Annotated in this window: 24 protein-coding genes; 4 read left to right on the forward strand and 20 right to left on the reverse strand. The window is 41.6% G+C overall.

Annotated features, from left to right (window positions below; all coding sequences use genetic code 11):
* Nucleotides 1-108: 108 nt before the first annotated feature.
* Complete coding sequence (locus tag NSQ52_RS11840; protein WP_007501319.1) at nucleotides 109-558, reverse strand: GatB/YqeY domain-containing protein; 450 nt, start codon at nucleotides 556-558, stop codon at nucleotides 109-111.
* A 14-nt stretch (nucleotides 559-572) separates the two neighbouring features.
* Nucleotides 573-746 carry a 30S ribosomal protein S21 gene (gene rpsU / locus NSQ52_RS11845; RefSeq protein ID WP_003152957.1) on the reverse strand — a complete coding sequence of 58 codons (174 nt, stop codon included), beginning with the start codon at nucleotides 744-746 and terminating at the stop codon, nucleotides 573-575.
* A 184-nt stretch (nucleotides 747-930) separates the two neighbouring features.
* On the opposite strand from rpsU, the gene NSQ52_RS11850 reads away from it, so the two are divergent.
* Nucleotides 931-1,860 carry a Na/Pi symporter gene (locus NSQ52_RS11850; RefSeq protein ID WP_138278734.1) on the forward strand — a complete coding sequence of 310 codons (930 nt, stop codon included), beginning with the start codon at nucleotides 931-933 and terminating at the stop codon, nucleotides 1,858-1,860.
* Nucleotides 1,861-1,900: 40 nt separating this feature from the next.
* On the opposite strand, the gene mtaB is transcribed toward NSQ52_RS11850, so the two are convergent.
* The 12 genes from mtaB to gpr all read right to left on the reverse strand — a co-directional run bounded on the left by mtaB (nucleotide 1,901) and on the right by gpr (nucleotide 15,901).
* Nucleotides 1,901-3,259: a tRNA (N(6)-L-threonylcarbamoyladenosine(37)-C(2))-methylthiotransferase MtaB gene (mtaB, locus tag NSQ52_RS11855; protein ID WP_342474112.1), complete on the reverse strand. Its 1,359-nt coding sequence runs from the start codon at nucleotides 3,257-3,259 to the stop codon at nucleotides 1,901-1,903.
* A complete protein-coding gene (locus NSQ52_RS11860; protein WP_024718812.1) occupies nucleotides 3,259-4,029 on the reverse strand; it encodes a 16S rRNA (uracil(1498)-N(3))-methyltransferase in 771 nt (256 codons plus the stop codon). The genes mtaB and NSQ52_RS11860 overlap by 1 nt, the downstream gene beginning before the upstream one ends.
* A gap of 23 nt (nucleotides 4,030-4,052) precedes the next feature.
* On the reverse strand, nucleotides 4,053-4,988 hold the full coding sequence (gene prmA, locus NSQ52_RS11865; RefSeq protein WP_017358022.1) for a 50S ribosomal protein L11 methyltransferase: 936 nt from the start codon (nucleotides 4,986-4,988) through the stop codon (nucleotides 4,053-4,055).
* A gap of 22 nt (nucleotides 4,989-5,010) precedes the next feature.
* Nucleotides 5,011-6,144, reverse strand: a complete 1,134-nt coding sequence (dnaJ, locus tag NSQ52_RS11870) for a molecular chaperone DnaJ (protein ID WP_017367628.1) — start codon at nucleotides 6,142-6,144, stop codon at nucleotides 5,011-5,013.
* Between the two features lie 165 nt (nucleotides 6,145-6,309).
* On the reverse strand, nucleotides 6,310-8,148 hold the full coding sequence (gene dnaK / locus NSQ52_RS11875) for a molecular chaperone DnaK (protein ID WP_327878413.1): 1,839 nt from the start codon (nucleotides 8,146-8,148) through the stop codon (nucleotides 6,310-6,312).
* 24 nt (nucleotides 8,149-8,172) lie between these two features.
* Nucleotides 8,173-8,730, reverse strand: a complete 558-nt coding sequence (gene grpE, locus NSQ52_RS11880; RefSeq protein ID WP_342473355.1) for a nucleotide exchange factor GrpE — start codon at nucleotides 8,728-8,730, stop codon at nucleotides 8,173-8,175.
* A gap of 63 nt (nucleotides 8,731-8,793) precedes the next feature.
* Nucleotides 8,794-9,825: a heat-inducible transcriptional repressor HrcA gene (hrcA, locus tag NSQ52_RS11885; protein ID WP_008342473.1), complete on the reverse strand. Its 1,032-nt coding sequence runs from the start codon at nucleotides 9,823-9,825 to the stop codon at nucleotides 8,794-8,796.
* A gap of 81 nt (nucleotides 9,826-9,906) precedes the next feature.
* On the reverse strand, nucleotides 9,907-11,046 hold the full coding sequence (gene hemW / locus NSQ52_RS11890) for a radical SAM family heme chaperone HemW (RefSeq protein WP_342473356.1): 1,140 nt from the start codon (nucleotides 11,044-11,046) through the stop codon (nucleotides 9,907-9,909).
* Between the two features lie 114 nt (nucleotides 11,047-11,160).
* Nucleotides 11,161-12,999: a translation elongation factor 4 gene (lepA, locus tag NSQ52_RS11895; RefSeq protein WP_008342476.1), complete on the reverse strand. Its 1,839-nt coding sequence runs from the start codon at nucleotides 12,997-12,999 to the stop codon at nucleotides 11,161-11,163.
* Between the two features lie 165 nt (nucleotides 13,000-13,164).
* Nucleotides 13,165-13,497, reverse strand: a complete 333-nt coding sequence (locus NSQ52_RS11900; RefSeq protein ID WP_017358024.1) for a YqxA family protein — start codon at nucleotides 13,495-13,497, stop codon at nucleotides 13,165-13,167.
* A 13-nt stretch (nucleotides 13,498-13,510) separates the two neighbouring features.
* Nucleotides 13,511-14,719 (reverse strand): stage II sporulation protein P, encoded by a 1,209-nt coding sequence (locus NSQ52_RS11905; protein WP_007501337.1) that lies wholly within the window; start codon nucleotides 14,717-14,719, stop codon nucleotides 13,511-13,513.
* 66 nt (nucleotides 14,720-14,785) lie between these two features.
* Entirely contained in the window at nucleotides 14,786-15,901 is a 1,116-nt protein-coding gene (gpr, locus tag NSQ52_RS11910) for a GPR endopeptidase (protein ID WP_342473357.1), read from the reverse strand.
* Nucleotides 15,902-16,099: 198 nt separating this feature from the next.
* Here gpr and rpsT point away from each other — a divergent pair, with 198 nt between their 5' ends.
* On the forward strand, nucleotides 16,100-16,366 hold the full coding sequence (gene rpsT, locus NSQ52_RS11915) for a 30S ribosomal protein S20 (RefSeq protein ID WP_008342485.1): 267 nt from the start codon (nucleotides 16,100-16,102) through the stop codon (nucleotides 16,364-16,366).
* A 134-nt stretch (nucleotides 16,367-16,500) separates the two neighbouring features.
* On the opposite strand, the gene holA is transcribed toward rpsT, so the two are convergent.
* Entirely contained in the window at nucleotides 16,501-17,520 is a 1,020-nt protein-coding gene (gene holA / locus NSQ52_RS11920; protein WP_017358025.1) for a DNA polymerase III subunit delta, read from the reverse strand.
* A gap of 238 nt (nucleotides 17,521-17,758) precedes the next feature.
* Here holA and NSQ52_RS11925 point away from each other — a divergent pair, with 238 nt between their 5' ends.
* Nucleotides 17,759-17,893 carry a YqzM family protein gene (locus NSQ52_RS11925; RefSeq protein WP_008342491.1) on the forward strand — a complete coding sequence of 45 codons (135 nt, stop codon included), beginning with the start codon at nucleotides 17,759-17,761 and terminating at the stop codon, nucleotides 17,891-17,893.
* Nucleotides 17,894-17,932: 39 nt separating this feature from the next.
* On the opposite strand, the gene NSQ52_RS11930 is transcribed toward NSQ52_RS11925, so the two are convergent.
* The 3 genes from NSQ52_RS11930 to NSQ52_RS11940 all read right to left on the reverse strand — a co-directional run bounded on the left by NSQ52_RS11930 (nucleotide 17,933) and on the right by NSQ52_RS11940 (nucleotide 21,517).
* Nucleotides 17,933-20,260, reverse strand: a complete 2,328-nt coding sequence (locus NSQ52_RS11930) for a DNA internalization-related competence protein ComEC/Rec2 (protein WP_342474113.1) — start codon at nucleotides 20,258-20,260, stop codon at nucleotides 17,933-17,935.
* On the reverse strand, nucleotides 20,253-20,822 hold the full coding sequence (locus tag NSQ52_RS11935; protein WP_008342495.1) for a ComE operon protein 2: 570 nt from the start codon (nucleotides 20,820-20,822) through the stop codon (nucleotides 20,253-20,255). Before NSQ52_RS11935 ends, NSQ52_RS11930 begins: the two co-directional genes overlap by 8 nt.
* A gap of 65 nt (nucleotides 20,823-20,887) precedes the next feature.
* Entirely contained in the window at nucleotides 20,888-21,517 is a 630-nt protein-coding gene (locus NSQ52_RS11940) for a ComEA family DNA-binding protein (protein WP_326242667.1), read from the reverse strand.
* A gap of 90 nt (nucleotides 21,518-21,607) precedes the next feature.
* On the opposite strand from NSQ52_RS11940, the gene comER reads away from it, so the two are divergent.
* Nucleotides 21,608-22,456 carry a late competence protein ComER gene (comER, locus tag NSQ52_RS11945; RefSeq protein ID WP_008342498.1) on the forward strand — a complete coding sequence of 283 codons (849 nt, stop codon included), beginning with the start codon at nucleotides 21,608-21,610 and terminating at the stop codon, nucleotides 22,454-22,456.
* Between the two features lie 48 nt (nucleotides 22,457-22,504).
* On the opposite strand, the gene NSQ52_RS11950 is transcribed toward comER, so the two are convergent.
* Together NSQ52_RS11950 and rsfS are read right to left on the reverse strand one after the other, a co-directional pair.
* A complete protein-coding gene (locus NSQ52_RS11950; RefSeq protein ID WP_342473358.1) occupies nucleotides 22,505-23,248 on the reverse strand; it encodes a class I SAM-dependent methyltransferase in 744 nt (247 codons plus the stop codon).
* Nucleotides 23,245-23,601 carry a ribosome silencing factor gene (gene rsfS, locus NSQ52_RS11955; protein ID WP_008342502.1) on the reverse strand — a complete coding sequence of 119 codons (357 nt, stop codon included), beginning with the start codon at nucleotides 23,599-23,601 and terminating at the stop codon, nucleotides 23,245-23,247. The genes NSQ52_RS11950 and rsfS overlap by 4 nt, the downstream gene beginning before the upstream one ends.
* Nucleotides 23,602-23,606 lie beyond the last annotated feature (5 nt).

Raw genomic sequence — 23,606 nt, forward strand, 5'->3', positions numbered from 1 at the left:
TTACCGTTCCTTTACATACGTTACAAATGTATCATAGGTTTCATTTTTATATGACAAGTTTATGGAGGCATAAAAAAAGTACCCTTCTAACATGAGAAGGATACTTTTTTATTGAGACAGTTGCTCGCTGACAAGTCTGTTAATCACAGCCCCATCAGCTTTACCTTTTACTTTTGGCATAATAGCGCTCATCACTTTACCCATATCAGCTTTCGATGAAGCACCGGTTTCGGCGATTGTTTCTTTCACAACCGCCTGCAGTTCTTCTTCAGAAAGCTGTTCAGGTAAATAAACGTCTAAAATGTCAATCTCTTTTTGAACTTTATCTACTAAATCTAAGCGATTAGCTTTCGAAAATTCATGGAGGGAGTCTTTACGTTGCTTAATCTCGCGGGAAAGGACGGTTAGTTCCTCATCTCCGGTCAAACTGTCTTTCTTAAGCTTTATTGCTTCATTTTGCAGTGAAGCCTTTACCATACGAATGACAATAAGCTTGTCTTTCTCTCGGTTTTTCATAAAAAGCTTCATATCAGAATTTAATTGCTCAAGAAGACTCATAAAATCCACCCTCTTTAGAATTTACGTTTTCTAGCAGCTTCAGACTTTTTCTTACGCTTTACGCTAGGCTTTTCATAAAATTCACGCTTTCTTGCTTCTTGCAATGTTCCAGTTTTGGATACACTGCGTTTAAAGCGACGAAGAGCATCTTCAAGCGATTCGTTTTTTCTAACGACCGTTTTTGACATTCTCTTTCCCTCCCTCCGAATACACCAATCGACTGCATTAAAAAAAGATATACATATGCAAAACATGTACCTAGACATTATAATATAAGCCTAGGTTGAGGTCAACTAAGTGATTTGGAAATATATTTTCGTCATGAGCAGGTAGACAAGTCCATATATTCATTGGTAAGAGGAGGACTTTTCTATGATGGCGATCATTTATTTTTGTGCACTTATTTTCATTTTTTTATGGGCAATGGGTTTGCTTAGGAAAGGATTAATGGCACTCACGTCGTCTCGTATTGAGAAATCACTTCTTCTCTTTACAGATCATCCAGTCAAAGCATTCTTGGTCAGTATTGTGTTTACAGGGGTTCTTCAAAGCAGTTCGGCGTTTATGGTTATCGTTATCGGCTTTGTGAGTACAGGCATTCTCACGTTTAAAAAATCCATACCCATGATTCTTGGAACGAATATCGGCTCAACATTTACGACAGAATTTATTGCTATTAAGATGGACGTGTTTATGTGGGTTCTGATTGCAGCTGGTCTTTTATGTATCATTTTGGGCAGGAAGTCTTTTCGATATGCAGGAAAAAGTTTATTTGGGCTTGGCATGATCTTTTTTTGTATTCAAGGTTTTTCAAAAATTGCAGGTATGATGACTAGTCAGCCAGAGACACTGCGTTTCCTTGAAATGATGCAGCATTCCGATTGGACAGCTCTTCTCTCTGGTACAGTGTTCACGGCCATTGTTCATTCAAGTTCTGTATGTATCGGTATTTTGATGGGATTTATGAATGAAGGGACTGTCGCCCTAAAAGAAGGCATCAGCTTTGTTTTAGGGTCCAATATCGGAACATGTATTACTGCCGTGATGGCTGCTATCTCTGGCGGTTATGCAGCCCGCCAAACCGCGTATGCACACGTCGTGTTTAATGTTCTAGGTGTACTTTTATGTCTTCCTTTTCTCACCTTTATCACAGAGTTTGTTGCACTTTTAGCAAGCTCTCCTGCCCAGCAGATTGCGCACTTTAGTCTGCTGTTTAATGTTGCAAGTTCTCTCCTCTTTTTCCCGTTCATCCGCCCTTTTCACGCCTTGATTTTGTTCCTTCTTCCAAATCGGTCAACATAAAAGAAACCGGCTTGCCTAATGGCTACCGGTTTTTCATTCATTATGAGGTCATTCTCACTTGATCCGTCTGCACGTCATCACTTATACGGACGAACTGTCCTTCGTTATAAGGATAACCTACTTTTGTAATCTTCACTTTTACCAAACGGCCGATCATGTCCTCTGTTCCTTCAAATACGACCTTCATGTAGTTATCAGTATATCCTACATACAGATTGTGCGTTCCGTCTTGTTCTTTGAAGGATTCTTCTGGAATAATCTCTAAGACGTCGCCTTCATATGCCGATGCATATTCTTTCGCAAGCTGATCAGAAAGAGCAATGAGGCGGTGAACGCGTTCGTTTTTCACATTCTCATCTACTTGATCTTCCATTCTTGCAGCAGGCGTACCTGTCCGTTTGCTGTAAGGGAACACATGGAGCTCAGAGAATTGATGGTCTTTGACAAAATTGTATGTCTCCATAAATTCTTCTTCTGTTTCTCCTGGGAATCCAACGATCACATCTGAAGTGACAGCAAGACCTGGCAATGCTTTTTTGAGCTTCGTTAAACGCTCTGCAAAGAATTCCATTGTGTATTTACGGCGCATTCTTTTCAGTACAGTATTAGAGCCAGATTGAAGCGGAATGTGCAAGTGTCTCACAATTTTATCTGACTGATCGAGCACTTCAATCACTTCGTCTGTAATTTGACTTGCTTCAATGGATGAAATGCGGATTCGTTTTAATCCCGCCACACGTTCATCTAATTCTTTCAGAAGCTTAGCAAAGTTATAATCCTTTAAATCTTCACCGTATCCACCTGTATGAATACCTGTTAATACAATTTCTTTGTAGCCAGCATCGACAAGCTGCTGCGCTTGATTGATGACTTCTTCTGGATCGCGAGAACGCAGTAATCCGCGAGCCCAAGGGATAATGCAGAATGTACAGAAATTGTTACAGCCTTCTTGGATTTTTAATGAAGCACGTGTTCTGTCAGTAAACGCAGGAACATCTAGTTCTTCAAAGACCCGTGCTTTCATGATATTGCCAACTCCGTTGATCGGCTGTCTTTCTCTTCTGTATTCTTCAATATAACCAAGCAGTTTATGCCTGTCTTGTGTGCCAACCACAATATCAACACCAGGAATCGCCATGATTTCTGCCGGAGACGTTTGTGCGTAACAGCCTGTTACACAAATGACACCATCAGGATTATGACGAATGGCTCTTCTAATGACTTGGCGGCTTTTTTTATCGCCTGTATTGGTGACGGTACATGTATTAATGACATATACGTCTGCTTTTGATTCATAATCTTTTCTTTCATAGCCAGCTTCTTTAAACAGCTGCCAGATGGCTTCTGTTTCGTAGTGATTGACCTTACAGCCAAGTGTATGGAACGCTACTGTTCCCATCATGATTCACCTCTTAATAACTCTGTTTGATAAGATATAGCAGAAAGCGCATAAAGAGGAGCTGTTTCTGTTCTTAAAATGCGTGGTCCAAGCCCGCAAATGACTGCACCATGCGCTTCAAGTTCTTCAATCTCCTTTTCTGCTAAACCGCCTTCTGGACCAAAAACCACTAATAAGGTTTGTCCGCCCTTCATCTGTTGGAGCACCGTTTGAAACCGGCTTTGCTCGCCTTCTTTCGATGATTCTTCGTATGCAACGACACATTTATCGAATTCACCGGCCAGTTGAATCAGCTCTTTAAATGTTGATACTGGATAAACGCGCGGAATGATATTCCGGTAAGACTGCTCGGCAGCTTCTTTCGCAATTTTTTCCCAGCGATCTCGTTTTTTTAATGACTTTTTTTGGTCAAGTTTTGTAATCGAACGAGTCGCTTGAAACGGAATAAAAGCACTTGCACCAAGCTCGGTGCCTTTTTGGATAATCCATTCAAGCTTATCCCCTTTTGGCAGACCGCTTGCAATCGTCACCTTGATCGGAAGTTCTCGATTCTGATTCGTCCAGCCTTCCAAGTGACAAATCACTTCTTCCTTTGTTATTGTATCAATTTTACTGAGCGCTTCAAAGCCGTCTGTCGTTAAGCAAAGGATGTCCTCCCCTGCTTTCATCCGCATGACGTTTGCAAGGTGATGAACATCTTCACCCTTTATGACGATGTTTCCCTTTTCCGTCACTTCTTCTTTTGTGAGGTCGATAAAATATCGTTGCATACGTGTCCTGACACCTACTCGCTTTATTTTTTCGCTATGATGCTGACCCAATCTTCCATTGACAGCACTTCAACAATCTCAAAACCGGCTTCTTCTAAAGCAGTTTTGACTTGTAATTTCTTTTGTCCGATAATGCCTGATGTAATAAAGTAACCGTCTTTCTTCAATAGATCATACGCTTGATCTGTAAAGCGCATGATAACCTCTGCAAGGATGTTGGCCACAATCACATCGCGTTCACCTGAAATCCCATCAAGTAAATTATTTTGTTTTACCGTTACTTGCTCGCTCACACCATTTAATTCGATGTTCTGCTTTGCACTTTCCACTGCAACGGTGTCGAGATCAAATGCATGAATGTCTTTTGCACCGAGCATTGCAGCGGCAACACTTAAAATGCCAGATCCTGTTCCAACGTCAATCACCGTGTCGTTTTCCTTCACATAGCGCTCAAGCGCCTGAATGCAAAGAACCGTTGTTGGATGTGTACCGGTTCCAAATGCCATTCCAGGGTCCATTTCGATGATCAATTCATCAGAATGAACGGGTGTGTACTCTTCCCATGTTGGGACGATGGTAAATTTCTCAGAGATTTTCACAGGATGATAGTATTTCTTCCATGCAGTCGCCCATTCTTCTTCGTTTACTTCACAAATTGACAGTGTATTTCGTCCAAGGTCAATATCGTATAGAAGAAGATTATTGATGGCTTCTTTGATCTCATCTACCGTTTCCATCAAAAAGCTATTCATCGGAAGGTAGGCTTTGACGATGACCCCTTCCTCAGGATAATCATTCGGATCGAGCTGGTAGATCTCACCGTATACATTTTCACGTTCCTTGACTAAATCAAGCGGGTCCTCAATCACGACACCACTTGCACCTGCTTCATGCAAAATATTGGTGATCGGTTCCACCGCTTCATTTGTTGTATGGACGCTAATTTCTGACCACTTCAATACTACCAACTCCTTATCCGTCTTACTCGCCTTTAAATGCGCGTTTCACCTTATCGAAAAAGCTCATTTCTTGTTCGTCCGGTTTATTTCCGCTCACTTCAGCAAATTTTCTAATGATATCTTTTTGATTTTCAGTTAAATTCGTCGGTGTTACGACGCGTACAACGATATGCTGATCGCCTTGACCATAACCGCGTACATTTTTTACACCTTTTCCTTTGAGTCTAAACTTCGTACCCGTTTGTGTGCCCGCAGGAACTTTTAATTTGACTTTCCCATGTAATGTCGGCACTTCAATTTCATCACCTAGTGCAGCCTGCGCAAAGGTAAGCGGCATTTCGCAGTAGATGTCATCTCCATCTCGTTCGAAGAATTCATGCGCCCTCACATGGAAAACAACAAATAGATCGCCTGGAGGTCCTCCATTTACACCTGGTTCACCTTGACCAGATACTCTAAGCTGCTGACCATCGTCCACACCTGCTGGGATCGTCACATTGATTTTCTTACGCTTACGCACTTTACCAGATCCACCACATGTTGAACACTTATGTTCAATTTGTTTACCAGTTCCGCTACAGTAGTTACATACTCTGCGGTTGACTACTTTACCAAATGGCGTGGATTGCTCGACATTTAGTTGACCTGATCCGCCGCAATGTGAGCATGTCTTCGCCTGTGTTCCAGGTTTTGCACCTGATCCATGACACGTTTCACATGATTCCTCGCGGGGAATCTCGATCGTTGCTTCTTTCCCAAATGCCGCTTCTTCAAATGAAAGGGTCATTGTATATTGTAGGTCCGCTCCTTGACGCGGTGCATTTGGATCTCTTCTTCTGGCTCCGCCGCCAAAAATACTAGAGAAGATGTCATCAAAGCCGCCGAAGCCGCCAAAGTCTCCTCCACCGCCAAATCCGCCGCCACCAAATCCTTGGTTTGGATCAGTGTGACCGAACTGGTCATAATGTGAACGTTTTTGATCGTCAGAAAGGGTTTCATAGGCTTCTTTTACTTCTTTGAATTTCTCATCTGAGCCAGCTTCTTTATTAATATCAGGGTGATACTTTTTTGAAAGCTTGCGGTATGCCTTTTTGATTTCGTCCTTTGAGGCGCTCTTACTCACGCCAAGCACTTCATAGTAATCACGCTTACTCATCTCTTCACACTCCCGATTTTCTCACATAAATACGATTGTATCATTTTAAATTGATCTTTTTCAATTCCTTTTCATCGTTGAAAAGAAAAAAGTCAAAGCCAAGAGATCCTGACTTTGACTTTCTGACGAGTACGTTTCAGCAGTCTTTTTCAAAAGTAAAGGTGATTATTTTTTCTCTTGATCGTCGTTTACTTCTTCGTATTCTGCATCCACTACATTGTCATCTGCTTTTTGAGCACCTTCAGCGCCTTCTTGCTGAGCTTGTGCTTGTTTTGCAGCTTCTTCATAGAGCTTTGTCGTTAATTCTTGAACGATTGTTTGTAGCTCATCTTTTTTCGCTTTGATGTCTTCAAGCTCGCCTTTTTCGATCGCAGCTTTTAGCGCATCTTTTGCTTCATTCGCTTTTTTCACTTGCTCTTCATCGATTTTGCCTTCAAGATCTTTTAATGTTTTTTCTGTTGTAAACACTAATTGATCTGCTTCATTGCGCACTTCGATTTCTTCTTTTTTCTTTGCATCTGCTTCAGCATTTTCTTCTGCTTCTTTGACCATTTTTTCAATCTCATCATCAGAAAGACCTGAAGAAGATTTGATTGTGATGTTTTGTTCTTTTCCAGTACCCATATCTTTCGCACGTACGTTTACGATACCGTTTTTATCGATATCAAAAGATACTTCGATTTGTGGTACGCCGCGTGGTGCTGGTGGAATGTCAGTCAATTGGAAACGACCTAATGTTTTGTTGTCTGCTGCCATTGGACGCTCACCTTGTAAGACGTGAATGTCTACAGCAGTTTGGTTGTCAGCAGCCGTTGAGAATACTTGAGATTTACTTGTTGGAATTGTTGTATTACGTTCAATCAGCTTTGTGAATACGCCGCCCATTGTTTCAATTCCTAAAGAAAGTGGTGTGACGTCAAGAAGAACAACGTCTTTGACATCTCCTGTGATAACTCCACCTTGAATTGCCGCACCAAGTGCAACCACTTCATCAGGGTTTACGCCTTTATGAGGCTCTTTACCTGTTTCTTTTTTGATTGCTTCTTGTACTGCAGGAATACGAGTTGATCCACCAACAAGGATAACTTTATCAATCTCGCTAGCAGATAGACCAGCATCTTTCAGTGATTGACGTACAGGTGTCATTGTACGCTCTACAAGGTCTGCAGAAAGCTCTTCGAATTTAGCACGCGTTAGCGTTAATTCTAGGTGAAGAGGACCTGCATCTCCAGCTGTGATAAATGGCAGTGAGATTTGTGTAGAAGATACACCAGAAAGATCTTTTTTCGCTTTTTCAGCAGCATCTTTTAAACGCTGAAGCGCCATTTTATCTTTAGAAAGATCAATGCCGTTTTCTTTTTTGAACTCAGCCACTAGATGATCGATGATGACTTGGTCAAAATCGTCTCCACCTAGACGGTTGTCCCCAGCAGTTGAGCGTACTTCAAAGACGCCGTCTCCAAGCTCAAGGACTGATACGTCAAATGTACCGCCACCAAGGTCATATACAAGGATCGTTTGATCTTCATCTGTTTTATCTAAACCATAAGCAAGTGCAGCTGCTGTTGGTTCGTTGATGATACGTTCTACTTCAAGACCAGCAATTTTACCAGCATCTTTTGTTGCTTGGCGCTCTGCATCGTTGAAGTAAGCAGGAACTGTAATAACCGCTTTTGTTACTTCTTCGCCAAGATAAGCTTCAGCGTAAGATTTAAGATGTTGAAGGATGATTGCAGAGATTTCCTGCGGCGTGTAGTTCTTGCCCTCAACTTCTACTTTATAATCTGTACCCATATGTCTTTTAACAGACATGATGGTGTTTGGGTTTGTAATTGATTGACGTTTTGCTACTTCACCTACTTGGCGCTCTCCATTTTTAAAAGCGACAACAGATGGTGTTGTACGTGCTCCTTCAGCGTTTGCAATAACTTTTGGCTCGCCGCCTTCGAGTACTGCAACGCATGAGTTTGTTGTTCCTAAGTCAATACCAATGATTTTACTCATATTCGATGACCTCCCATTATGTAGTTATTGATTTACTTTTACCATTGATGGACGAATAACTCGGTCTTTGAGTTTATAGCCCTTTTGCAATTCTTCTACAACGATGTTTGAATCGTAGTTTTCATCTTCAACTTGCATGACGGCTTGATGAAGGTTTGGATCGAACTCTTTGCCGACAGCTTCAATTGGTTCAACGCCTTCATTTTTCAACGCTTCTACCAGCTGGCGGTAAACCATTTGCATACCTTCTAACAAACTTTTCGTCTGCTCATTGTCTGGATCGATTCCAAGCGCTCTTTCAAAGTTGTCGAGAGCTGGGAGAAGGTCGCTGACAACATGTTGAGAACGATATTTTTGCACGGTCTCCACTTCAGTTCGAGCACGGCGTTTATAGTTTTCAAAATCTGCTTGAACACGCAGAATTTTGTTTTCTTTTTCATCTAGAAGCTGCTGCAATTCATCAATCTTCTCTTGGAAGGCAGACTGTTCATCGTGATTTACTTCCTCAGTTTCTGCTTGAACTGCTTCTTCTTGTGCTTCAACCTCTGCTGCTTGCTCAGGTGTCTGTTTTTCTTCTGACATTGTGTTCACCTCCCTCAAAAGATTCAATTATACGAAGGGGCTGTGCCCCCACCTTTTATCACCCTACTCATCATACAAATTGGAAAGTGCGTTTGACAAGTCTTTTGATACATGATGCAAAAGACTAACGACTCGCCCGTAATCCATACGGGTTGGACCAATGACAGCGATGGAGCCGAGTGATTTTTGATCAATCGCATAAGTTGCTGTGATTAAACTGCAGTTCTCCATTGCTTCCAAATTGTTTTCTGAACCGATTTTAATGGTGATTCCTTGCTGATTTGGATGAAACAGCTGCATGACATCATTCTTTTGTTCAATCAGCATCATGAGTGAACGAATGCGGTCAATGTCATGAAACTCTGGCTGGTTCAACATATTAATCTTCCCGCCAAAGAAAAGTTTTGATTCATTTTGTGTTGAAGTGAATGTGTTACCAAGCGCATCTAAAATATGATCATAGTCTTTTAAATGCGTGCGAAGGAGCATCACTACTTCTTTATACATCCTGTCCTTCAGCTGATCCATCGGGACTCCGGCTAAGCGGCTGTTTAAAATATTCATCAGCTTCTCAATATCGGAGACATCAAGATGCTCAGAGAAGGTAATGGTTTTGTTTTCAACATGCCCGCTGTCTGTAATCATAATCGCTACTGCTTTATTAGGCTGGACAGGGACAAGCTGAATTTGCTTCAATCGATTTTCACTTAGCTTTGGACCAAGGACAATCGATGTGTAGTTTGTGAGATCTGATAAAATTTCCGCCGATTTTTGAACTGTTTTTTCCAGCTCAAAAATTTTCTCCTGAAATACTGACTGGATGAGCACAAGCTCTTTAGATGACAGTTTTCGCGGAGAGAGCAAATGATCTACATAATAACGATATCCTTTTTCGGAAGGAATTCTTCCTGATGAAGAATGGGTCTTTTCAATAAAACCGAGTTCCTCCAAATCAGCCATTTCGTTTCTAATCGTCGCAGAGCTGAATGTAATGTCTTCTTTTTTGGAAAGAGTCCTTGATCCAACTGGCTGCGCCGAACGAATAAAGTCATTAATAATGACTTGTAGAATCAAAAGCTGACGATTTGTTAACATCATCATCACCCCTGTTAGCACTCTCTTTCAACGAGTGCTAATTGTATAAACAAAATTACCAAACTCAAATTAAAATGTCAATTATAACTCACCGAGAAACGCTTGAAATACTTCATTCCCTAACAATTTTCCTTTTCTTGTTAAACGAATGCCAATCCCATCCTGTTCAATGAGACCTTTTTCTGCTAATTCTTCAAGAACGGCGGGAAAGAGTGCTTCTGGTGATGCTCCAAATTTCGCTTGAAAGTGAGCACTTTTCACGCCTTCAATTTTCCGCAAACCTAAGAACATTTCTTCTTCGATCTGTTCTGCTTTTGTCACCTGATGCGTTTCCTTATATGGAAACCCTGTTTGTTCAATGAGCTCTAAGTAATGCTTCACTGGTCCAGCGTTCACATTGCGGACGCCATCTACATACCCGTGCGCTCCTGCGCCAAAACCAAAGTAATCTTCGTTGCTCCAATAGGTAAGGTTATGCTGGCTTTCAAAACCTGGTTTGGCGTAATTGCTAATCTCATATTGTTTGAGTCCGTGCCGCTCCATTTCATCCATGACGAGCTCATACATTTCAGCCTCACGTTCTTGCGGTGGTAAATGCAGTTTCCCTTTTTGCATCAAATTGTAAAAGACCGTCTTTGGCTCGACAATCAGCGAATAAACCGAATAATGTTCTGCACCTAATGAAAAAGCGGTCTCTAGTGAATGCATGACATGATGCTTCTCTTGATGAGGCAAACCAAACATAAGATCAAGACTAATGTTGTCAAACCCAACTGCTCTTGCTCGCTCGAAAGATGTGAGAACATCTTTCTTTTGATGAACCCGTCCGATTTTTTTGAGCAGGTCATCTTCAAATGTTTGAACACCAAAGCTCAGCCGATTAACGCCTGCTGATTTTAAGACATTCAATTTCTCAAGCGATAGTTCGTCTGGGTTTGCTTCTACTGCAAACTCGATTAAGTTTTTGGTTGGTTTTAATACGCGGTGAATGCTGTCCATAAGCTGATCTAACTGGCTGGTTGTCAGTGATGTCGGGGTTCCTCCGCCAATAAAGATCGTCTTTAGTTCTTGCTCCCCTTTTTGATCGATCGTGTGCTGCATTTCTTTTTCAAGAGCGACTAAGTATTCATCGACCGGCTGGGTTTTAATGAAAAATTTATTAAAATCACAATAGTGACAAATGTGCTCACAAAATGGAATGTGAATGTATGCTGCTTTCATTTGTTGACACCTTCTTTACAGGTAAAGAGCCGCAGTTTATCGCTGCGGCCTCTTCGTTTGTTTTCGACTATAAACGTCAAGGCGAGCATTGTAAAGCAGGTTGCCTTGAGGATGTTATTTTTTCGGTGTGCTGTCGTCCATTTTCAGCACGGCCATAAATGCTTCTTGTGGGACTTCTACAGAACCCACTTGCTTCATGCGCTTTTTCCCTTCTTTTTGCTTCTCAAGAAGCTTTCTTTTCCGGGAAATATCTCCACCATAACACTTCGCTAGTACGTTCTTGCGCATTGCTTTAATGGTAGACCGAGCAACAATCTTTTGACCGATCGCTGCCTGAACTGGTACTTCAAAGTGCTGGCGCGGAATCAGTTCTTTCAGCTTTTCTACAATGATCTTTCCGCGTTCATATGCATAATCGCGGTGAACAATAAAGGAAAGTGCATCGATTTTTTCGCCATTAAGCATGATATCCATTTTCACTAGAGTGGATGGGCGATAGCCGATCAGCTCGTAATCAAAGGATGCATACCCTTTTGTATTGGACTTTAATTGATCAAAGAATTCGTATACGATCTCTGCCAGAGGAATTTCGTACACAATGCTCACGCGGTTTGCATCAAGATATTGCATATCAATGAAATTGCCGCGCTTTCCTTGGCAAAGCTCCATCACAGAACCAACATAATCATTTGGCACCATCATTGTTGCCTTCACGTATGGCTCTTCAATTCGCTCAATCTTTTGCGGATCAGGCAAATTGGACGGGTTATCTACGACGATTTTTTCTCCGTCTGTCATATACACATCGTAAATAACACTTGGCGCTGTCGTAATAAGGTCGATTTTAAATTCACGTTCAATCCGTTCTTGGATGATTTCCATATGAAGCATGCCAAGGAAGCCGCAGCGGAAACCGAAGCCCAGTGCTTGGGATGTCTCTGCCTCATATTGAAGTGAAGAATCGTTTAATTCAAGCTTTTCTAACGCTTCACGCAAGTCGTTATATTTCGCTGTGTCAATTGGATAAAGGCCGCAGTACACCATTGGGTTCAGCTTTCTATATCCAGGTAGAGCTTCTTTCGCAGGGTTTACCGCACTTGTGATCGTATCCCCTACACGTGTATCGCCAACATTTTTAATAGCAGCTGTTAAATAGCCAACATCTCCAACAGTGAGTTCGTCTGTTGGCATTGCTTTCGGTGTAAATACGCCGACTTCAAGCACTTCAAATTCTTTGCCTGTCGCCATCATCTTGATTTTTTGACCCGGTTTAACGGTTCCTTCGACAATTCGTATGTAAGCAATGACGCCACGATACGCATCGTAGAGAGAATCAAAAATGAGGGCTTGAAGTGGTGCTTCTGGATCTCCAGCTGGTGCCGGCACCTTTTCGACGATTTGTTCTAAAATATCCTCGATCCCGATGCCCGCCTTAGCAGAGGTAAGAACAGCTTCAGATGCATCCAACCCGATGACATCTTCAATTTCTTGTCTTACACGTTCAGGTTCTGCACTCGGCAGATCAATTTTGTTAATGATCGGCAGGATTTCTAAGTTGTTATCAAGAGCTAAATAAACGTTCGCAAGTGTCTGTGCTTCAATGCCTTGTGCTGCATCCACCACAAGAATTGCACCTTCACAGGCAGCTAGGCTTCGAGATACCTCATAGGTGAAGTCGACATGCCCTGGTGTATCAATCAGGTGCATTATATATTCTTCTCCATCCTTCGCCTGATATTTCAGCTGGACAGAGTTTAATTTGATCGTAATGCCGCGTTCACGCTCTAAGTCCATGGAATCAAGTAATTGTTCTTTCATTTCTCGTTGCGTAATCGCCGCTGTTTTTTCCAAAATACGGTCAGCCAATGTGGATTTCCCATGGTCAATATGGGCGATAATGGAGAAATTTCGAATTCTTGATTGCCGTTCTAATCGTTTTTCTTTATCTGTCACAATCTATCACTCCTACTATAAAACGCGGGTTGCGCTAGGTTAGATTATATCAATAGGGCTGTAAAGATTCAATCGAAATCAAGAAAAGCCGCTCATCGGTTAGCGGCTTTCATGAAAAGGTGTGATATCTTATGAAATAACATCCAACATGATGCTTACAACAGTTTATTTACCATTCACCCAATCATAAAGTGTACGGGCTGCATGCGTCATACCATCTGATAATGCTTTTCCGGCCTTAGAGAAGGCATTAAAGCTCTCCATTTCTTCTAGCTGCTTTTGCTTTTCTGCTAAGTCTTTTTGTGTGACAGCTGTTCCGAGGATAGAAGCTTCTTTTTCTTGATCATCATTCGTTTGGACAGTGAAGGCCCCTTTTAATTGCGGATCATGATACCCTTTCATTTGCAGCATGCCATTATTGGCTTGCTGCATTCCTAAAAAGACACCGAATAGCAATACGAGCGATAAAATAATGGTTTTTCCAATAAATGAGCCCATGTCCTCCACCACCTTAAGACCGTTTTTTCTCATCCTTTGCTTTGCCGTCTACCTTTTCTGCGTCCCAGAAAATTTCACTGAACACATCAGCTGCTGCATTGGATGCGTTTTTCAGTTCTTCCATATTATTATCCACACCGCCAAATTCTAATAGGAGGGCTTTGTCAGATAAATCTTGATTATAGATTCCATTATCACCAATTTCTCCTTTGGCAAACACACCGACACTAAGGCCTTTATATTTTTTCTCCATCAAATGGTGGAACTCTGTCGCCAGCTTTAAGTTTTTCTCATAGCTTTGATTCTTCTTCCCTACAACAAACGCGATTCTCGCATATTTCTTGCCTTTGATTTCTACTGTCGTATCTTTCTTTCTTCTTGAATCCCGGTGAATATCGATTAAGTAATCTAAGTCATCATTTTTAGCGAGAGCTTCTTTTACAACCAATCTGGATTCATTATACGATTGCGGGTACTTCAACCCTTTTTTCAGCAGTCTTTTTTCAATTTCTGTTTTATCCACTGTGTTGCCGATTCCTTGCTGATCGAGCGCTTTACCAAACATCTCCCCGACAAGGGTGACGTTCACTTTTGAGTGGCGCGCATTGTTTGGGTTTGTTTCCCCTTTTAAAAATGGTAAATATGATTCCGTATTATGTGTGTGATAAATGTACACAGCTTTTCGTTTTCCTGTCGACTGGTCCGGCTCTTTTGCAGGCGTTTTCGGTTCATCTTCATCAAGCTTGTCCAGCTCAGCTAGATTTGCTTCTTTTTCATCTTTGATGACTTCACTTGGAGGCGGCGATTCCATTGGCATATTCGTATAGTCTGTACCTTCACCTGCTAGGATGATTTTTGTATCAAAATGTTCAAAGCCTGGCAGCTCTCTTCCTAGAAAACTGCGGGGGTCTTCTAAATTGATACTTGTGGCAAGTTTGAGTGACAGCCCGGAGAAATGAAATCCTTTTTGATCTTCAGGGACTGCTGAGGCAAAATATTGATTTTCCATCCCCATTAGAGTTGCAAAGAATGCCCCTGACAGCTCATCTGCCACACCATATAATGATGCTTGAGGCCTAAGCTCAGGTTTTAAAGACGTCAAAGCCCCTGACATGACAAACACAACCACCAGAGAGACAATAAACAAAAAAATACTTTTCACTACTTTTGTTCCATTAATCGCAACGACCAACTGTCGAGGACGGCGAGGTCTTTTTTTCATGATTTACTCCCTCCAGCACGCTTTCTAGTAATTACACTATGAGCGAGCTAGAGAAAGTAGAACTGATTAATGATTATAGGAACCCATGTTGTCTTGAGAGATTTTTTGATGAAGTGCTGTATTTAACCCATTGGCGAGTACGTTCGCCATGTCATCAATGAATGTATCCACTTCCTTCGGTGTGACCATTAGATTTTGTCCAAGCGGTGCAAGCACTTCATGGATCAACTGTCTTTTTTCTTCTTCAGGAAGCGTTCCGACGATTCCTAAAAAGGATTGACGCGTTTCATCATCTGGCAAATCTTCTTCATTCAGCACTTTTTTCTTCCCAAATGTCAGACCCGCTGGTACTAAAGATCGGGAAGGTCTATCATCTTTCAGTTCTCTACCAAAATGCTTTAACACGTAATCAATCGTGTCACTTGCGATCGTCACTGCATCGACCACTGTCGGTACACCAATGGCAATGACTGGAATCCCCAAGGTCTCTTTGCTTAATTCTTTTCGTTTATTTCCGACACCCGATCCTGGATGTATACCTGTATCAGAAATTTGAATCGTCGTATTCACCCGTTCTACTGCGCGTGCAGCTAGTGCATCGATGGCGATCACAAAATCTGGTTTAGATCGTTCAATGACACCTTGTATAATGTCACTTGTTTCTATACCAGTCAGCCCCATGACTCCAGGCGATAGTGAAGACACCGGGCGATAGCCTTCCTGCACATTCTCAGGCTGTAATTCAAATAAGTGGCGTGTCACCAGCAAATTTTCAACTGTGAGCGGCCCTAAAGCATCCGGCGTGACATTCCAGTTTCCGAGTCCTACGACAAGACAGCTCGCATCTGCCTGAATCCCGTGATCTTTTAAAAACTGAGCAAAATGATGGGCAAAAACTTCAACCACTTTTTCTTGCATCTCAGAGTCTTTCTCCCGAATTCCTTGCGCCTCAAGCGTCAAGTATGTCCCTGCCTTTTTTCCGATCAACTCTTCTCCTTCTGTCGTAATCTCCACAGTGCGGATGCGGATGCCGTGCTCTTCCTTCTCCTTCTCAACAATTCCTTGAATACCGTCCTTTTTGACCACATTCGGATCGTTCTCTTGTTCTAGTATCTCTTTTGTTTCAACGGCCAAATCGGTCCGGATTTGATAAGCGCTTAAATCGAGTTTCTGTTTCTTCATGAAAAGGCTCCTTCCATCAAGTAATTAACAGTAGTCTTTCCATCTCTTTCAAGAAACATTCGAGCGCTTCATCAATGAAAAATACTTTACATTTATATTGCATTCTAAAGGTGTGTTTGATAGAATACAATTTGTTCTATTGTGAAGATTTAACCTTAAGACAATTGTGTTTAGGTTGTATCTTAGGAGGTGAAACACATGCCAAATATTAAATCAGCGATCAAACGTACAAAAACGAATAACGAACGCCGTGCACACAACGCAACAATCAAGTCTGCGATGCGTACTGCGATTAAACAAGTTGAAGTTTCTGTAGCTAACAACGATGCTGAGCAAGCAAAAGCTGCTCTTTCTTCTGCTGCAAAACGCATTGACAAAGCCGTTAAAACTGGTCTTGTACACAAAAACGCAGCTGCGCGTTACAAATCAAGACTTGCGAAACAAGTAAACGGACTTTCTGCATAATGTTTGCAACGCCTCAGTGATGAGGCACCTGTTTAACTGTACGTCCGTCCTGAACGGCTCAGCCATAAGGACAGACTGGCAATTATACATCTAAACAAAAACGACCCTCTTTTGAGAAGGTCGTTTTTTTATGTTCAAGCCCCTAATAACCGAAGCAGGAACAATTCTAATAATAGCTGCTTGTCCTTTTTACCCGTTTTCATTTCATAATCAATCGTGGAGAGCTCTTTGACGATGTACTTTAGCTCTTCTTCTGAAAACAGTCTTGCCTGATCCATCGCGAGTTTGACCCGAAATGGGTGGACTTTCAAGTTTGACGCAATTTGTTTTTGCCCGTATCCCTGTTGAGCAAAGTACTTTGTCTGCAATATCAACCGAAATTGATTTGAAATGAGTGCCAATATTTTAATGGGCTCCTCATTTTGCTTTAGGAGATCATAAAACATTTGCATCGCTTCAGACCGGCGCCTGTTCACAATTTGGTTAATCAGTTCGAAAATATTCTGCTCCAAACTTCGTGCAACGAGCTGATTGACATCCGCCAGCTCAATTTCCTCTCGCTGCCCAATATATGTACTTAGCTTTCGAACCTCTTGAAAAAGTGAGGACAGGCTCCCGCCACATAACATGACAAGCTGTTCTGCCGCTTCAGCCGAGATTGTTTTTCCTTCTGTTTTCACCAGCGTGATGGTGAAATCTGTTGTTTCTTTCGGATTTAACTCTTTCGCCTCAACCACAGCCGCTTTCTTTTTTAACAATTTGGTGATTTTCTTACGTTCGTCCAGTTTTTCATATGGTGCTAATAACACGAGAATCGTGTAGGGTGCTGGCTTTTCTAAATAAGCTTCTAACACAGAAAGCTGATGCTCGATCTTTTCTTTTTTCTTTTCTGCAGTGAGGAAATAAGGGTTCTTGATCACAACGAGACGCCGCTCTCCCATAAACGGAAATGTTTCTGCGTCCGTCACAGCCTGCTCAAGCGGCACCTCTTCCATATCGAAGACAGAGTAATTAAAATCCTTTGTTTCTTCGTCGACGACAGCTTGTCTCAATTTTGCAGCTGTCTCTTGAAGTAAATACGTTTCTTTTCCATATAAGCAATAAACGGGATGGATATCCCCTTTTTTTAAATTGTTCCATACTTCAAAGACCATTCGCTTAAATCCCTCTCTTTCACTTCCTCCTCTATCCTAAAGCGTGTAGAGACATTAGTAAAGAGGAAGCTGAAAGTGCCGCCTCCTCATTTATAGTAAACGTCTCACGTAAGCTCCCGGGTCAGCTTACAGTCAGACGATATTCACAAAATGATCATGAAAATGGAAAACGGTTACTTTACCTTCTAGCAATTCCAAATGAGTTCAAGTATACTAAAAATAGCCAGGAGGGATGAAAATGAATGAATTTGAAAAGAATGTTCAAAGCAAGCGGAATGATGTGACCGACTCAGCTGTTGGTTTTATCGTCACATTCGGATTTTTCGCCTCAATGTTTATTTTGGCAACAGTGATACACCTCGTTGGATCTTAACTACATGAATGCAAGATGACTGCCGTTTTGGCAGTTTTTTTATTGATTTTGTAAGATATCATATGGAGGATGAGCGTAAAATGTTCCATCCTCTTCAAGAAATTCATAGGTCACACTTCCATCGATATCTGTACGATACACCTTTGTTTGATGCTCATTTAATTTTTTCAAAACTTCTTGATGAGGATGGTGATACCGATTTCGTTCACCTGCTGAAATCAGTGCATATGACGGGTTCAAATGCTGAAGCCATTCTTCACTTGTTGATCCTTTACTCCCGTGATGCCCAACCTTCAAGACATCCGCTCGTAGCTTGGGGTAAGCTTGAATGATGTCTCGTTCCCCTTCTTGTTCAAGATCCCCAGTCAGCATAAAACGCTTGCCACCAAGCGTAAAGGTGAGGACCAGTGAATCATTATTTTTACTCGTCACCTGGTCACGTGCGGGATGCAGAACGTCAAATTTTTGTCCTCCAATTCTCAGTTGATCCCCTCTTTCCAACTCATCTACAGGAATCCTTTGATCAACCGCTTCCTTTAAAAGCTGTGCATCCTCTGGATTTCGAGCAAAGCCTTTTGGGATTGCAACGCGTTTGACTTTATTTCGCTTTATTAACCGCATCGCTTCTCCCATATGATCTTGATCTGCATGGGTAAGGATGAGGACATCAAGTTTTGCTATGCCTTTAGAATGCAGAAATGGAATAAGCGTTTGATCCCCAATTGTAGATACTTTACGTCTTTTTTTCCATGGCTCTTCTTCAAAAGAAAGTCTGCCTCCTGTATCGACTAATATATGCCCGGTTCGATAAGGTAACTGAATAAACAAACTATCCCCTTGTCCTACATCTAACATCGTGACCTCTCCTTTTTGAAGAAAATTCGGCGTGAAATAGTGTACAGCCAGCACACAAACGAGAATCAAAATCGGCACAAGATAAGATTTGATAGAAGTTTTACATTCCATCACAATGAATAGAAAAACAATGGAGGAAACCTCTAGGAGCACATGCCACCATGTCGATTTCATAAAAATGAGAGTAAGACTATCGTAAGCAGCCATATGTGCTGACAATTGATGACTAAACTGGATCACCCAATCAAGCAGTTGAAACAGTGTTTGTCCAAGCGGAAGATAAATGATAGATAAAAGAAAAAAGAATAAGGACAGAGGCATGACAACCATTGTATAAAAAGGAACAAACATCATATTTAAAGGAACACTCAGCAAGGAAAATTGCTGAAAATAATATAAAAGAACAGGAAGCGAAGCAAGCTGTGCAATCAAGGAAATGAGGAATAACTGCATCACCGAACTTTTTGCTTTTGATAAAATACTAGTGGATAGCAAAATAAATAAGGTCACCACAAATGACAGTTGAAAACCGACATCAAATATATAAAGTGGTTGAATGGCTAATAAAAGCAAGAACGCTGCACTTAACACGACCGCAGAAGGCTGTTTCATTTCTTTTGGCAGGCTTGTGATGACTAAATAAATTCCAGCCATGAGACAGGCTCTTAACACAGACGGTGCAGCACCTGTTAAACAAGCATAAACCGGCAAAAAGGATAATAAAAGAATACGCGCTGTCTCTCTTGTCACGCCAGCGCGGAGTAGACACCAAAATAGACAAGCCAGCAATGTTTGAACATGAAGTCCTGAAATGGCTAATAAATGAATGATGCCAAGCATTTGATAATCTCTTAATGTATCAGGGTCTATTAAATCACGATCGCCAAAAATAAGTGCCTGCACAATCCCAACAGAACTCTTCGGAACGTGATCTTCTAGAAATTTCAACCCCTTCTGCCTAATAGATGAAAGATAATGTGAAGGGCTGTCATGTTTCGTGCAGCTTTTCATAGACTGCGTTAAGAAAATAGCATCAATGCCTTTTATTTTTAGAAATTGATCATATTGAAAGCCATTCGGTATGGTTGCATGTTTGGGCAATCGCATCTCACCTGTCATATGACAGCTCATACCTGGCCCAACATCTTTTAGCGCTTCTTTTTCACGCTCCGTTTGAATCGTATAAAATGCCGCTAGTCGACGATTCTCTGATGAAACAGTCGCTGAAAAGCGATTGCCATCTATTTTCGGAATCGTTTCAATCACAACCGAATCAGAAAATGCTTTTTCTTGTACAGGATGATCCGTTTCAAAAGACTGATGCACCATAAAAATGATCATATAGATCATTCCACACAAACTGACCATTAGAAAGAGCTGGGGTGTTTTTTTCAGCAGACTGAAAAGAAGACATACAAGAAGAAAAAGGAGAAAATACAGATGAAGATGATATGCGGCCAGAGCAATCCCAACAGCTGCTGAAATCGCCCCGAACGGCAAATACTTAAACATAGGAAGTAAATAATTGATTCGCCTTTTCATGCATTTGGCGAATTTCTGTTTCGCTACGTCCTGATTCACTTAGTTTGCCTATTAAATCCGCAACAAAGGCTAATTTTTCTTGGTTTTTTAAGTCAATAATCATCTCATCTAGTTCAACCTGTTCTGTTTGAACTCCGGCCTGTTCAAATAAATCAACAGCATATGGATGATTTTTATAATCCTTCGCATAATACACTGTTCGAATACCTGCTTGAATAATCGCTTTACAGCACTGCAAGCAAGGAAAATGCGTCACATATATTTCAGCATCAGCCGTTGGTGCACCAAATTTGGCACATTGTAAAATAGCGTTCATCTCCGCATGGATTGTACGAACGCAGTGATGATCTATCACATAGCATCCTACATCTGCACAATGTACGTCGCCGGCAATGGATCCATTATATCCACCTGCAATGATGCGCTTGTCTCTTACGATCGTTGCCCCAACAGCTAGCCGCTCACAGGTGCTTCGCAAAGCAAGCAAATGGCTTTGAGCCATAAAATATTGATTCCATGAAATTCTCTCCACGAGCTGATCCCTCCAGAATGATGTATGGTATTAAGTGTACATGCCTTTCTTCTATACCGTCAATTCTACTTAACCGTCAGTTGATTTTTCAGCCGTTCAATGGTCTTCTCTCCAAAACCCGAAATATTCCGCAAATCTTCAATTTGCTGAAATTCTCCATGTTCTTCTCTATACGCAATGATGGCTTCCGCTTTGGCTGGGCCTATTCCGTTAATGGTCTGCAATTCCGCTGCATCAGCTTGATTGACATTCACCCCTTGACTCTGTTCATTTCCGGGCGGCGTATCAACCGCTGCTGTTTGTCCCTGCTTGTCACCTTCCCCCTTCTTTCGTACATAAATCATCATACTGTCCTCTAATTTTGCTGCTTGATTGATGTCAACTGTATCTGCCTTGCTCGTAAAACCACCTGCTCTTTTAATCGCTTCTTCAACTCTGTCCTCAGCCATAAATGCATAAACGCCCGGCTTCCGTACAGCTCCTTTGACCTCTACTACGATGGATGTTGGCTCTTTTTCTGCACTCTCTTGTTTTTCTTCTAATGTGACCCGCGTTTCATGTTGTTCTTTCAATACACTTGGCTCGGCGCTGCCTTTCTCTTTTCCTACTAAAAAGCAGAAACAGATGATGATAAGGATGATGATTCCCGCTATCAGATAAAGACGGTATTTTTTCAACGAATTGAGCTGCTTCACTTGTTCACGCTTCTTTCAATCATATTTTCACGCTGCTTCACATACTGTTTAGAAGATAACAGATCCTATGCGTCTAAGGAGGGAGAACGTTTGAATATAGGGTTAATCGGTACAGGAAACATGGGTACCATACTTACTGAGGCATTTATTGAATCAAAAGCAGTCAATCCCTCATCCATCACCATTACAAATCGGACCATCGAAAAAGCGTTCAATATAAAAAAGAATCACCCAGAGGTCGAAGTGACGAAACAGCTTTCAGGAGCTGTAACAGATAAAGATTTCATCTTTGTTTGTGTCAAACCACTTGATATTTATCCGCTTTTAAAAGAGCTGAGCCCACTTTTAAAAGAACAGCAAACCATTGTCATCATTACAAGTCCGGTTCATCCTGAACAGCTTCAAGACATTGTTCCTTGTCAAACAGCCAGACTGATCCCAAGCATCACCAACCGCGCATTATCAGGCGCATCACTTTTAACATTTGGTTCATCATGCAATGTCACGACAAAAGCAGCGCTCAGACAACTCGCTTCCCGCATTTCAACACCAATAGAAATTCATCATTCAATCACACGGGCAGCCTCAGATATTGTCAGCTGCGGTCCTGCCTTTATTAGCTTTCTTGTTCAGAAAATGATTGAAGCCGCTGTTGAAGAAACGGATATTTCAAAAGAAGAAGCCACCACCTTATCAGAAGATATGCTTGTAGGACTTGGCCGTTTGATTGAAAAAAGGGTGTATACCCTGCCTACACTGCAAGAGAAGGTGTGTGTAAAAGGCGGCGTCACCGGCGAGGGCATTAAAGCACTTGAAGCAGGTGTTCAAGATATGTTCCATCAGCTTTTTCAGAACACTCATGACAAGTTCGATGAGGATGTAGAAGCGGTTGCGCATCAATACCCACCGAGTGTGTTTACTGATGATCTCAGAAATTAAACATGTTCGCAACAAGCGAAAAAAGGGTTTTAAAAAAACCATCGTCCATTAAACGATGGTTTTTGGTTTCTTCGCTGAAATAAAATATCTTTCTGCACATTCCTGAGGTGCTTCATTTGTAAAATCAGCGGTCACTTCAATCTGTTCAAAGCCAGCGGACTCAAGGAACGCTGCATAAGTTTCAAAAGGAAATGTACGTTGTTCGTGCGTTTCATCATAACGCTCATACACGTCTCCGTCTTTTACAAAAAAGCTTAAATCATGAATAACCGAATATGGGTCATCCCCTTTATCACTCTGCCAAATGTAGCTGATTTCTTCATCTTGATCGGCATAAGTAGAGCCAGGAAATACCTCTTCCATTTTATAAGGGGTATGAACATCAAACAGTAAAACCCCACCTGTCTCTAAAAGCTGAAACATGTTTTTAAAGGTTTTTTTGACGTCATTTTCGTTTTTTAGATAATTCAAAGAATCACAGCAAATAACCGCTGCTTGAAAAGTTTGTTCAAACCCCTCAAGCTCTCTCATATCTTGATGTAAAAATTGAATAGACTGCTTATGAGCCTGTGCTTTTTGCTGCGCAAATGCCAGCATCTCTTCACTTAGGTCAATTCCTGTGACCATGTGACCTTTTGCAGCTAACCGAAGAGAGATCTCTCCAGTTCCACAACCTACATCGATAATCGCACTATTCGGCCTGATATACCGCTGTATCCACTGAACCCATTCATCATAAGGGGCATGTGTCATGAGCTCATCATACACACCTGCAAACCCTTGATAGATCATGAGTTAATGCCAAGCGAAAGTGTTTCTCTCGGCGCATCTCCCCAAAGCTTCTCTAAGTTATAGTATCCTCTTTCCTCTTTGTGGAACACATGAGCAATGACATCTCCTAAATCAATCAAGACCCATCTTGCTTCGTCAAAGCCCTCCATCTTTTTAACTTCGATGCCGCCTTCTTCTGCAAGGTGTTTCACTTCTCTTGCAATGGCCTGTACTTGTTTGTCAGAATTCCCGTGACAAATGAGAAAATAATCTGCAACAAGTGAGATCCCTTGCATATTCAGGGCAATAATGTCCTCTGCCCGTTTATCATCGCACGCTCCTGCTGCGATGTTTAAAATTGATGATGCATCCATCAAAA

The sequence above is a fragment of the Bacillus sp. FSL W8-1141 genome, assembly GCF_038593205.1.
In the GTDB taxonomy this organism is placed as follows: domain Bacteria; phylum Bacillota; class Bacilli; order Bacillales; family Bacillaceae; genus Bacillus; species Bacillus altitudinis.